The sequence below is a fragment of the Niastella sp. sgz303648 genome, assembly GCF_059587045.1.
Map to the genome: position 1 here is coordinate 14,404 of NZ_JCAPSW010000004.1, position 13,504 is coordinate 27,907.

Annotated in this window: 7 protein-coding genes; all 7 read right to left on the bottom strand. The window is 44.7% G+C overall.

What is annotated here, in order from left to right:
• Window positions 1-219: 219 nt before the first annotated feature.
• The 7 genes from AC59IL_RS12780 to AC59IL_RS12810 all read right to left on the bottom strand — a co-directional run bounded on the left by AC59IL_RS12780 (window position 220) and on the right by AC59IL_RS12810 (window position 13,453).
• The gene (locus tag AC59IL_RS12780; protein ID WP_496552527.1) at window positions 220-888 is read right to left on the bottom strand and encodes a hypothetical protein; all 669 of its coding nucleotides are present in this window, start codon (window positions 886-888) and stop codon (window positions 220-222) included.
• A gap of 181 nt (window positions 889-1,069) precedes the next feature.
• Window positions 1,070-2,488: a T9SS type A sorting domain-containing protein gene (locus tag AC59IL_RS12785; RefSeq protein WP_496552528.1), complete on the bottom strand. Its 1,419-nt coding sequence runs from the start codon at window positions 2,486-2,488 to the stop codon at window positions 1,070-1,072.
• A 140-nt stretch (window positions 2,489-2,628) separates the two neighbouring features.
• Window positions 2,629-4,020, bottom strand: a complete 1,392-nt coding sequence (locus tag AC59IL_RS12790) for a T9SS type A sorting domain-containing protein (RefSeq protein ID WP_496552529.1) — start codon at window positions 4,018-4,020, stop codon at window positions 2,629-2,631.
• Between the two features lie 780 nt (window positions 4,021-4,800).
• Window positions 4,801-6,153 (bottom strand): ATP-binding protein, encoded by a 1,353-nt coding sequence (locus AC59IL_RS12795; RefSeq protein ID WP_496552530.1) that lies wholly within the window; start codon window positions 6,151-6,153, stop codon window positions 4,801-4,803.
• 29 nt (window positions 6,154-6,182) lie between these two features.
• Window positions 6,183-7,754 carry an eCIS core domain-containing protein gene (locus AC59IL_RS12800; RefSeq protein ID WP_496552531.1) on the bottom strand — a complete coding sequence of 524 codons (1,572 nt, stop codon included), beginning with the start codon at window positions 7,752-7,754 and terminating at the stop codon, window positions 6,183-6,185.
• A gap of 9 nt (window positions 7,755-7,763) precedes the next feature.
• On the bottom strand, window positions 7,764-12,965 hold the full coding sequence (locus AC59IL_RS12805; protein ID WP_496552532.1) for an eCIS core domain-containing protein: 5,202 nt from the start codon (window positions 12,963-12,965) through the stop codon (window positions 7,764-7,766).
• Window positions 12,966-13,075: 110 nt separating this feature from the next.
• The gene (locus AC59IL_RS12810) at window positions 13,076-13,453 is read right to left on the bottom strand and encodes an endonuclease domain-containing protein (RefSeq protein WP_496552533.1); all 378 of its coding nucleotides are present in this window, start codon (window positions 13,451-13,453) and stop codon (window positions 13,076-13,078) included.
• Window positions 13,454-13,504: the final 51 nt, after the last annotated feature.

The following is a 13,504-nucleotide window of genomic DNA, read 5'->3' on the forward strand; positions in this document are numbered from 1 at the left end:
ATGGTTTGTGGTTCTTTTAGTGAATCTTACTGAGTAATTTTAATCCTGTTACACTTTTCAGGTGTTTGATTTCAGTAATGAAATCCCAAATCGCGGCAGCAACTACAAACCCCGTCCGACCGGGTCATCCGGGCGGGCATAAACCTCAAACCCCGTCCGGCCGGTCATCCGGGTGGGCACAAACAAATATATTTGCGGCTTTGGCCTTTGCGCGAAACATCAAGGCTTAGCCTTATGATGCCGGTACAAATTCAGTCCGTACGCAAAAAAGGTGATGCCTATAACGGCTATGAGAAAGCTCCATTTTTTATCGGTTATCAGCTTGCCGGCATCGTATGTAAGGCCCGTAGCAATAAAAGTTTTGATCGTATAGCCAAGCAAAAAAGCACCTGACGCCATTAACACAACCCCTGCCCCTTTGTTTTCGATGGGCGAATGCCTTTTAAACGGGATATCAGCTTTTCGTTTGATCTTCCATCGTTGCAATTGTTGATACAGCTCTGTATTATTGGATATTAACGGCTCGGGCAGTATAATATCTTTATTGATGGTTTTGATGATGATGTAATTTATATTTCTTTTTGCGCCTATCGAATAAAGCTGGATATCGGTTTTGTTAATTACCGCGGGTGAAAAGCGCCATATTTTTTTCACCTTTAAATGATCTTCGTAAATATCAACCACCTTCAACTCCTGTAAGGCAATTAAAAGAATGAACAGAAAAAATAACGATAAGCTGGTGGCTGCAATTAATATATCGAGCTGAACATGCCTGTTTACCCATGCATGAAGGAACAGATAATACGATACAACCGTCATCATGGCAAACAGTATTAATAACAATAAAGCCTGCCGGTTGTTGAATTTTCCTTTTGATACTGCCGTCATTGTAACAATAATAGGAAAAATTTACGATGCGACAGAAAAAAAGCTGTTTGATTGTTGGATGGCCTGATGGTTTGATTGTTGATAACCGAAATTCAAAAAGGCTGATTTTCCAAAACAAGTCTCAGCGGCGGGTTTTACAACCATCTAATCATCAAACCATCCAATCATAGAAACACATCAATTACTTCACAAACCGCTGTGTTACCTGCTTTCCATTTTTTGTATACACCAGCAAATACATACCGGGTCGAAGCCCTGATATATTAATACGGTTCGATACCGGTTGAACCGTTAACATCTGCCGGCCGGTAATATCGTAAATGCGCATTACCGTGCCTGATAAATCGTGCGGTGAAAATATTTTCAGCTCATTTTGCTGTGGCATATTCGACAATGAAAAATCATTTGTTACAGTACCGCGTATGAGCGGTACGCTACTGGCCGCAACCGCGGCACCACTGATTTTAATCGAAGACACTTTGTCGTTCCAGCCATCATCTACCAGGCAGGCATCGTTTGCTGTTTTGGTCAGCGTGGCGCCGAGATAATTATCATCCCAATACAAAACAACCGTATACCCGCTTTGCACCTGTAAAGAAGAAATATCATCATTAGCAATACCGAGTGCAATGAGTTGCGATAACGTATAATTGCCGGCCGGTAACCCAACTGCAGATCCACCGTAATTGCAATCTTTATAAAATGTTGCTGCCGTGGTGCCTGTTCCTGCAAATACATTATTAATGGCAGCCGCGTATTGTGCAGTGCCCGATGAATTATCAAAATCGTCGTACAGCCACATAAAGCCGCCTTTGATATTGCATTGATTTTTCCAGGTAGTTAACTGAGTGGTAACCTGGCTGGTTGTTTTTTCAGCATCCCATAATCCGGGATACACCGGCACACTGCCAAAATTCCAGGAGCAGGGATTATTACCGGCACCGCCCGAATAACATTGAAGGTCGACCCTGTCGATAGTACCCGGCCGCTGGTTATTGGTATTTGTTGCCACGGTGGTCCAGAAAGAAGAAGAGGTATAGGGAACAAGCGCCACTTTAAATCCCAGGTCGGCCAGCATAACTGCAAATGAAGTTGCAGAACCGGCATCATACGTGCTTTCGTCGTCGAACCCTATGGCATCTACAGCAGGAAATGCATTTTTTAAGGCCTGAAAATTTTTGTACAAAATACTGGTTGAGCCAGTGCCCTGCGATGCAATGAGGTTTTTTATATTGGTAAAGGTCGAAGATCCCCAGGCGCTTAAACAAAACTCAACCCGCGTAATAGAGGTGGGCGCCACTTTCAGCGAAGCAATATCCGAGGCAAAATTGGGGTAGGTTGCTGCTCCAATATAGGAACCATTTTGAACCAGCGGAAATTCAGCATTAAAATTCAGGGTACCGTTTGCATCGATGTGAATGGTCCATACAACCACGTAGGTAAAGCCTGAATTTTTCAACTCACTGATCGAATAACTCCTGTTCTTATAAATAGGTCCTCCGCCATAAATGCCCGAACCTGCAAACAAAGGAATATTTACCGCAATTACTGCTCCTGTTACAAGAAGCGTTTTGATAATAATTGATTGTAACTTTTTCATATAACAGCGTTTGATGGTTTTACCGCAACGGCGAAGAGGCGTCCTTCGGCTCGCTCAGGATCTTCTGATGAATTTATCATTGAATCCTGAGCGTATTCGAAAGATGCGCCTCCCCTGCCAGCGGTTATAATTAAAGAGAATTATTTTACGAACCGTTGCGTTAGCATTTTTCCATTTTTAATAAATAGTAATGTATACACGCCGGTGCTTAGTTTAGAAACATCGATGCTTCCGGTTGCGGGTTTTGTGTTGATCACCTCGCGACCCGAAATATCCAGTATTCTTACAACCGCACCTGTCATGGGCACTGTTGAATTGAATCGCAACTCATTGATAACCGGATTAGGATAAATAGTCAGCTTATTATCACCAACAACCAGTTCAGATTGTGCTACTCTTGCGGTACCGGTTGCCCTAACTTTCAAAGAAGAAATTTTGTCGTTCCAGCCTTCGTCTACCAAACAGTCATTATCGCCCGTGATGGTGATAGAAGAACCTGAGAAATTATCATCCCAGAAAGCCTGTACCTGGTAGCCGCTGCCAACTTTTAAAGATGAAATGTCGTCGTTGAGCACGCCCATGTTTTGCAGCTGCGTTAAAGTATAATCTCCAACACCTAACGCCGTTACATATCCACCATAATTACAGTCTTTATATACATAGCTAACACCGGTGCCATAGGCAAAAGGAAAATCAATACGAGCCTGGTTGAACTGAGTTTCGAAATCGGTGCTCCAGCCGAAGGCGGTGGTGGCAAGGGGTTTCAGACTAACACCTGCAGCGCCGCTCCAGAAGTGGATGAACTCGCCCCAGTTCATATCGCGTGCATAGCTGCCGCCGCTTTTGGGAAAATACTGGGCAAGCATTGTAAAAAAGCGGTTCAACACCTGTGTGCCACCGTAATTATGATATATGGGATAAAACCAGTCGCGGAACCAGTACGTGTCTGTATGAGGAAAAGTGGCTGTGCTGGTTTGCATCAGGTTGTACCAGCGGGTAGCGTCGGCGGTACGGCCTAAACCGAGGTACACATCGTAAATAAATATTTCGGCCCATTTGCTGTCGCCCCATATCGGAAAGGCGGGCGATCCTTTAATGCCTTTACTGGCCCCTTCAACAATATGGCACACTTCATGCGTATTAATATCAAGATCGTTACCGGTTCCGCTCGTCCAGGGGCCAGGACCAACGTCGGTTACATTATGATAATCGTGACTGGCATCGAAATACGTTGACGGATGACCGCCGCTGTATTTGTTAGTATGCAAAACGGAATACAAATGCGGATCGCTGCCAAAGCTGCCATACACACTTTTTGTGTAACGCCATACATCGCCCATATAAGCATAAGGCCAGGTAACCGAGCTGCTTACATCGGCATCATAATAAATAGCCACATCATTATCATAATACTTAAGGGTGAGCAACTGATTGTGCTCGAACCAATGCTCCTGCCAGGTGGCAGGCGGTGTTTGCGCCTTTACGCTTCGCACCAAACACAATAAAAGACAAGAGTAAAATAACTGTTTCATAGTTTGGAGTTTTTAAAAATTGTGATTAATTATTAAACAGATTTATATATCATGTATGCGCATACGTATCCCATGACCCAAAAGGGCAATGTTATTAAGTCAGGCAAAAATTTCCTGCAAAAGCACGCCAGGACTCAGTAGATGTTCGCTTACCCCCTTTAATATTCCGGATAAGCCGGCCATTTGTTTTATCCGAAACAAATCAGGAACGCGAATCCCGCCATGGCGGGAGATGCAGGGTCTTACGCAACACCTATAAATGAAGGGCAATAAAATACACTACCAATACCGGGCAAATACTGTATCGGGCAAAAATGGTCTGCTACTGCTTTTCAGCAGCAGTGTTCATAACAAAAACTTTACACTGATCATACAAAGTACGGAGGGAAGTACTGTATCAATTATCATTTGAAGAAGGTGCCTTTCTACTACACTATTTCGTTTTAGCATGACTAAGTTACCTTGTTTAGCAGGTAAAAAGAACAGGTAGCTCACGTTAATGGACAAATATTTATACACATAAAGGGGTTCTGTTATGTTTCATTGCTATTACCCGGCAGGGACGTATGCAGAGGCAGTATTATCAGATATTTAAGGGATTTAAATCCGCACCATCACCGTACCCTCACCGTACTAAATCCGTAAAATTAGCCTTGTTCGTATGTTTTTCATACATTTTTTGTATGCAGATAAAAGCCAATAATATCCCACTATTATGCTAACATAAACAAAACAGCCCGCCAGGTGGGCGGGCTGAATATGCATGCGTAACGAAAATGCTTAAAAAGATTTATCCTCTTTCAAATACTCCTTGCGAATACCATCGAGCAGATCTTTGTGGCAAATAGTACCATCGTTGCGGGTATAGGTTTGCAGGGCGGCATATTGAACGGCGTTTAAGATAGAAGCGCCGCTGAGTTCGTATTGTTTGGCCAGCTCTTCGAGCTTTATATCGGTATGCTGTTTTAAATTAGATGGCATGGAGCGTTGCCATAATAATAAACGCTCCGATGAATTGGGCATGGGAAAATGAATGAGCGAATGAAAGCGACGCAAAAATGCATCATCAAGGTTACTTTTGAAGTTGGTGGCCAATATCAGCAACCCGGGATAATCTTCAACCCGTTGTAACAGGTAACTCACTTCCTGATTGGCGTATTTGTCGTGCGCGCTTTGCATATTGGTGCGTTTGCCAAATAGGGCATCGGCTTCATCAAAGAATAATATCCAGTTTTTTGTTTCGGCCTTTTTGAACACACTTTCGAGGTTCTTTTCGGTTTCGCCAATGTATTTCGATACTACCTGCGACAGATCTACGCGGTACACCTCTTTATGAAACTGTTTACCCAGCACCGCTGCCGTAAGCGTTTTACCGGTACCCGAAGGACCATAAAACAATACGCGGTATCCCGGTTTTATCTTTCGTTTCAGGTTTTCATCTTCATTAAACAAATGATGCAACTGCAGCCAGTTGCTTATTTCATTTACATAAGCTCTTGTTTGAGAATTGAGCACTACATCGTCCCAGATCATACTGGTGGTAATTCGTTTGGCCGGGAAGTCGAGCCCGAAGCGGGGAACGGTTTCTTTATCGAGCAAAATTTTATCAACCCAGTCCTGCCCCATTACAATGCGGCCACTCATAACCGGTTCACCTTCTTTCACCGGCTCAAGCCATAAAATACCATTGCGATAAAAGAAATGATCTTCACCAAATAATAATTGTACCTGCAACCTTTTTTCAATATCAGCTCCGGCCAGCATGAACTGAATGGTTTCGCCGGTTGGCAAAATGCTGCGGTGGTTACTTCCTTTTACGCCGCCAAATTCAGAAAAGTCGCCTCCGTTGGGCAGATGTTCTGTAATGATCGATTCAAAAAAATTGGGCTGCACGTGAGGAACGATCGACAGCAGCAGGGTGATCCATTCATGTGCATTTATAGTGGCAGGAAGATGTTTTGCTATATCCTTTCTTATGAAGTCATCGCCGGTTTCATCAACCCATTTATCTAACGGAAACGGGTGATCTTTGAAATACGATTGTATGCGCTGCACGATCAGCTGCCGCAGATCGCTGAGCGCTGCTTCAATGGCCGTTGAAGGCTCGTTATGTTTGTGAAGGGGGTATAGCAATTTATTTTGTTTTAAGTGAGACAGATTATTTATTTCTTTTTAGCAGGATCACCTAATTGACCATTCTCACTAAACCATTTATACAATGGTGCGTTTAGTGATTTAAGTTTTTCGGGATTTGCTTTGTAAATGGCAAATGCTTCTGCAAATTGTTCAACACCTGAACTATCAGCATCATTAAGCGATTTCTTTCCTTTAATCAATTCCTCAAATTTTTTTAACGACCGCCCGTCAACTTTCTTTATTTTATCTGTTGCATCGCCTTTACCCTTATCACCTGCGCTCCCGGCTTCAAGATGCGCCTGTCGCAGTTCGGCGTTCTGCATAGCATGTCCTATTTCGTGTAACATCCTAAATTCGCCCGCATCTATACCATAGGCCTGATCATTTTTGGCTTCGGGGTCAGAAAAACAGCTATCGAACATAGTGATCTTACTGATGTTCTTTTCACCACCAAACTCATGAAAGCAATTTGCAGTAGATTTCATATCCCCCACAATCGTATCCTTACTGCCCAGGCGTTTACCGGCACTACTCCATCTGGTAAATTCATATCCCTTCAATACCGGTATTTCCTTTTCTGATAATCTGCCCAATACATTAATAACATGTTGCATTTCGGCATCGGTCCAGTCTTTATCGCCCTTTAAAAATTTTATTCCGTATTTCTTTTCAATGGCCGGCACATCAATCTTTCTAAAAACCTGCTCAGGGTTGTTTTGCATTACATGCGTTAATTCATGCGCCAGCAATTTTTTTCCTTCGCCGGATGAGGTGTCATATTGTCCTTCGTTGAACACAATATGGTTGCCGATGGTGTATGCTTTTGCATTTACACTTTTAGCCGAATCGGCGGCTTCTTTATCGGTATGAATTTTTACATTGCTGAAATCGTAGCCCATGCGCGAAGCAAAGAATTGGTTTTCGGCATGCGGCATGGCATTACCTTTTCCACCCAATGTATTTACATAGCTGTTTACTGATGCACCGGAACCAGAACCAGCCCCGGCTTCTTTTTTCTGAATCTTTTTATCGTCTTCCTTTTTTTCTTCTGCACGCATGAGCTTTTTATCATCTTCTTCCTTCTTATCCGCTGCACGCTGTAGTTTTTTATCGTCTTCCTCCTTTTTCTCCGGCGCCCGCATTAGCTTTTTATCATCTTCTTCTTTTTTATCGGCAGCGCGTTGCAATTTTTTATCGTCTTCTTCTTTTTTCTCCGGCGCACGCATTAGCTTCTTATCATCATCTTCTTTTTTATCGGCTGCACGTTGCAATTTTTTATCGTCTTCTTCTTTTTTTTCCGGCGCACGCATTAGCTTCTTATCATCGTCTTCTTTTTTATCGGCTGCACGTTGCAATTTTTTGTCTTCTTCCTTTTTATCTTCCATACGCTGTACCTGCTTTTCTTCCTTTTCACAGGATCCACATTTACGTTGTACTGCCTGCGAGGGTGCATTCGAAACGGCGGGCTGAAAAAATGCATCCTGGGCGGCATCGCCAAAAAAGCTTTGTTCAGAATGGGTTTCTTTTTTGAAGAAGGCCCCTTCGCTTTTGGCAGGCTTGCTTCTGCGGCGGTAACGGCGTGTGAATGATGGTTTCATAAATTGTATTTAAACATTACTAACATTTTTGAAAAATCTTGAAGGATGAGGATTTGGCCATACTTCATCTGCGACTACATTAACGCCTACCGGAGGATCTGTTTGCCAGTTTTTACCGCTATAATCGGGTGTAGCTTTATAAACGAAGACTGCACCTTTTTGTATTTCCCCGTTTACATCATCTTCTATCGATCGCATACCGGCATTTGTTTGGTTGGCATTAAAAGTCATAGCTACAATATTCCTTGAGTCACCCGGGCCTCCAAACATGTTAGCTACCAAATGCCCTCTTCTATTATAAATTCCTCCATAACCAGGCGGATCATGCGTTGGATCTCCTCCACGCGGGCTGGTCTTTTGAACATTGGTTGATGTTCGTGTGCCTGAGCCTGCCGCTCCGCTAAATCCGGCATAAAAAGGTGGCGCATTTGAGGGTGCTTTTCTCCAGGTATTACTATGATCTTCGTAATTTAAAAACTTTCTATCGGTTCTATCCAGTGATTCGGCCCATAATCCAAAATGCCCATTTTGTATTTCCCTAATCGAAATTACTTTATACCCCATATCAGGCCCCCTGACAAATATTATATCATTAACTGCGATATCCGTTGCACCGCCAAAAGCTATACTAAAAGTATCTAACATGAAATTACTCATATCTTCAACCATACCTTTTAATTCGTCGATGCCATTGTTTAAAATTTCATCTCTTCGTTGTGTGTTATTTCTTTCTCTATCGGCTGCAGTTAATAATTCTCTCTTCTTTGCAAAAATTGCTCGCAATTTTTCATCTAAGGTTCTTCGGGCTTCATCCTGGTTAGTCCTTGCCAAATGTCCGCCCTGCCCCTGTTCATTTGGTTCAACATATACCCTTCTGAGTTGTGTAAGCTGTGCATGCAATTCAACATATTCATTACTGGCCATTAAAATTTCCAAATTACCCTCTGTTCGCACTTTTATTGTATGCCCTTCTCTTCCGAAACTCAGGGGTCTTTCGAATGTACCGGCCCCTGCCTGTGGCGAAGGCTGTTCGCCGGGTTGGGCTCTTCCCATCACCCTATCCAGCAACGCAAATCCCGTATCCACCGCCCGGTTCACCAGCCATGTCAATGCTTCGTCTACCATTTGCTGTGCGCGGCCGATCATTTCACCTACGCGCCGGCCGATACCGCTTAAGCCTACCTGGTTGGCGAGAAAACCGATTATTATGGGTACTGCTCTTGCCAGTGTGCGCTCGAGGTAATTGGCCGCTGTAGTGATATTACCGCTGGCGATATCTACCACACCTTCTACAAAGCTGTTCACTATTTCAAGCATTTCGCGCAGGTACCTGATGAACGACTGTATGGCGCTGTACAAGGCAATGGCGCTGTTTACCACGGCCATAATACCTGTTGGGTCGAGCATACTGAGCAAGCGGGTAACCATCCGGTTTACGATCTGTTCCATGATCCAGTTCTTCACTGCATCCAAAATGGTATTCCACAAATTGCTGAGCTGTTCCTGTATCTTATCCCAAATGGCCGCCATACCACGCTCCTGCACATCACGTATAAAAGTCCAGATACCTTCGAGCGTGTTGATCATGCTTCGAATACGTGCCACCCGTTGCGGCCCGATGCGTGGATGCGCTGCCAGCTTTTCCCATATTTTTTCCATGCTGATGCCCAGCACCTGCAATACCCAACTGATGATACCACGTAGTGATGTATCGGTAAACTCAGGCACACCTGCATCGCGCAATTCGCTGGTGAGCCAGCCCACTAACCCGGTTAATAAGTGTTGCAGAATATTATCAAAGAACTGTATAAAACCCTGCTTGATGGCGCGCAGCAGGTTCTTTAAAAATCCAACGGGATCGCGTTTGATCATTTCAAAAGCCTGCATGGCTTTTGTGATGATGTTGTTGATGAGATCGAAGGGGAAGTTCATCACGATCAAAATCGCTTCGATCACGATCTTTACGATCTCGATCACAAATGCAATCAGCCGCCCTATCGGTTCGCCAAACCGTTCAATGATGCGCTGGAAGGCCGCGATCGGATTGGCGAGATCACTTAAACTGAACGAATTCCACAGATCGATAAACAACTGCACAATGTAAGCGGGCGTCATATTCAATCGCGCCACAGCTGCGTTCACTTTGGCAACCGTTCGATCAATAGCGCCGCTTTCTTTTAACTGGTTGAACTGTTCGCGGCCGCCTTCCATCAAACTCATGAACCCTTTAATAAGGTTCTCAACATTGCGTGGCACCACTTCATCGGTAAACGGATCTTTTCCTATTATTACCGTTACCAGTTCATACCCACGTTGTTCTTTGGCCCAGTTGCTGAGGCGCTGCATCAGCACTTCCTTAATGAACTTCAATATTTCGGCGCCTACTCTTATTACAAAATCCAGCACCCGGCCAATGGGTCCGGCAAACTGATTGTATATCTGGTTAAAGGTGCCAACCGGGTCCATCAAACTATCTATGGTTACTATGTTCCAGATGTTGTGGAACGCCTGGAGCATTTCATCATAGGTGCGGCTGAACAAACTGATGCCTTCATCAATAAAGTCAACCGCCTTTTGGAAGGTGCCCGTTTGCTGCATTTGCGTGCGCTGCTTTATACCTTCTTCTCCACCTAACTCAAGCAATGCATTTAAGATATTGGTGCCATTGGTGGGCACTTCTTCTTCGGTTACAGGGTCCTTGCCCAAAATAACCCGCAGCAACGGATAGGCCGTGGTGTGCTCTTTTATAAAGTCAACTATCTTACTGAGCAACCATTGCTTGATCATTTCAAGCAATTCTTTGGCCGCATCAATAGCAAAATCAATAACCCGGTCAATAAAGCCCAGTACAATATTGGCTGCATTGCGCAATACCTGCATGGGCGATCCGAGGTCGGTTACTCCAAGGTGATTCCAGAATGTTTCTATTTCACTGAACAGTCCGTTTACCAGACTTTCAATAGTAGCAATCTGTTCATCGATCCATGCGGCAGCGGCATCAAGCTGGTGTTGCTCATCGAGCTTCTGATGCAACAACCGTCCGCCGGGCATGATGTCGAACGCGGCTTCAATAAAGTTGCGTCCGTTGCGTTCAATGCCATCGCCGGTGATCGGGTCGCGACCAAGCACCACGCGCAATGCCCTGTAGCCGGGTATGTGCAATGCCACTTCCTGTGCTTTGCGAAGGGCACATGCTTTGGCAACATCGATATCAAGACTGATACAATCGGTCACGGAACCTATGTACGACAAGGCATCATCGATCACCGAACGTTGCACCTGCTCTTCACTTCGCGCAATTACCGGAGGCCCGCGGCTTTGCGCGGCCTGTATGGTTTCTGTTGCCGGGTTAATGGTTTCGCTCAAAGAACTTCCGGCATCATCGGTAATTGCAGGATCATCATATTTCGGTTGAATGTAACTTTCACTGGCATCGCCTGCTTCTTCTTTACAATAAATGCCTGTGTCGTGTTGTTTTTGTAAAACAGATGGCTGAACCGAAGTTTGCTGATCGTCTTCTTCCCCATGCTCTTCGTTTTTCGCCTGTACTGAATTATTATTTATGTTGTCTGAAGTTTGATGACCGGTCTGTATCTGACCCTGGCCATCTACACTCCATGCACTGAGTTCTGATTTGGGTTGAATGGATTCACCGCCATTATCCGGTACGTCTTCATGCTCACCGTCTTCTTTCCTGTTTACATTGAACAATTCCTTACGCAGTTCACTCAACGTTTTGGGCCGTTCATTAACAGGTCCTTCCCCACTGCCCAGTGTACCTTCCATGGTCGCCAGCGGATTAAAGAAGGCCGTCCAGTTGCTGATAGGATGTTCGCGACTCTGCACCTGTCCGCCGAGATTGTCTTCCCCGGATGTATTACCATTCACAGTGCGTACGGTATCGCCCGACACACTTTCAACAATGGCAAAATGCGAATAGGCGCTTCTCCACGCAATGTCGCCGGGTTTTGGAATATAACCCGGTGGGTTAAGTGCTTCCCGTTTTAATACGTTTTGTCCCAGTTTCCATTTGGGCATGGGCACGCCGCTCTTATTGAGTGCCCAGAATACGAAAATACCGCACCAGCTGGGCATGGCATCGCGGTTGCCCGTCATGGTGCGATCGGTATTGGCCGGATCAACTACTTCAGCGCCTGTGGCCGTGCGCTTTTTCTTAATATCCATTTCACTTACGGTGCCGGGCACAGCGGTACCGCCACTGCCGCTCACGATCTTATCTTCGCCAAAGGTGCTTTTAAATATTTCCAGTAATTGTTCCCATCCGGTTCTGTAACCATCGGGCCCTTCTTTACCGGCATTTATTTTTCCTTCCTGGCTTTTGGCATGTTGAATGGCATTGTCTAACTGAGCAACCGGTGCGCCAAAGCTGCGCTGAATAACCGGTTTGCGGGCAACGGAAGTATTTGCATTGGACGCAGCATTCGATTTGCTGGCGCCCTGCTGAATTGTATGCGTTAATTCATGGGCAAGCAACAAACCACCGCCGGAAGTATGCGGCGCATACTTGCCGTGGTTAAAATAAATATCATTGCCATGCGTGAAAGCCTGTGCATGAATTTGCGTGCTCAGACTTTGGGCATAACTGCCTGTATGTATACGTACGCCGCTGAAGTCGGCATTAAAGCGGCTCTCCATATATTGACGGGTGTTATCGGGCAATGCGCTGCCACCACCTTTCGATGAGGAAAGCGATTGCTCAAACTGCATGGAGCCGGCGGGCGGGCCCCGGCCGCTTCTTTGCAGAACGTCTGAAGGATATAATGAAAGATGTGTTGTGTTGCTATCGCTACCCGAATCGTAATCACCGAAACCGCTTCGATTAATTACAGCAAATGATTTTGCCTGCAGAGATTGCTGTTTACATTGCACCATGCGACTTACCACAGGTGCGTTGAAAGCTGGTCCTTCTTTTCGTTGAACCGAATCATCTGCATTGTTATCAGCCGGTGCACTTACCGGGTCGGGCATACGCATAACCTGATCGGCTACCGTATCCGCCTCTTTTTCCTGCGGGTCATCAGGACTGCTCACCGTTAATTTAAGCTGTACGGCTGCATTGAAAAATGAAGGTTGTTGTGTTGGACCAAAAAAAGAATCTTCTCCACCTGCCTTTCGGAAGAAGGTAGTACCGGCTGTTTGTTGTTGCCGGTTTACACGGGTAGTATTTGATTTTTCGGCGGTGGTGAACATACCCCTCACCCTCGGTCCCTCTCCTTTAGGGAGAGGGAGGTCAGGCTTTTATTTAATTATGATCTTTTGTACTAACTCATTTAGCAACAGAAGACTTTCTCAACAATAAATTACAATTTTTCTGCTGCTTCTATTATTTTTCTTATCACAAAATCAATGTTATTAATAATATCTTCGTTTCTGATCCGGATAACCGTAATCTCCAATTTATTTAATTCCATGGTTCTTGCGGTATCAGCGTCCTGCTGTTCTATACTATCATGAATACTTCCATCCAATTCAATTATAAGTTTCTTTTCATGACAATAAAAATCAGCTATATAATTATCAACAGGATGTTGCCTTCTAAATTTCATGCCCATTACCTGTCTTCCTCTTACCTTATGCCATAATACTTCTTCTGCCTCCGTACCCCTGGCCCTCAATCCTTTAGCAAACTCAAATAAATAAGGGTGCGCATTTTTATGAAGGTTGTCTCTGTAATTCATAGGCATCTAATTTCTTTATCACTCGCGCCAACCCCTCTCCTCAAGGAGAGG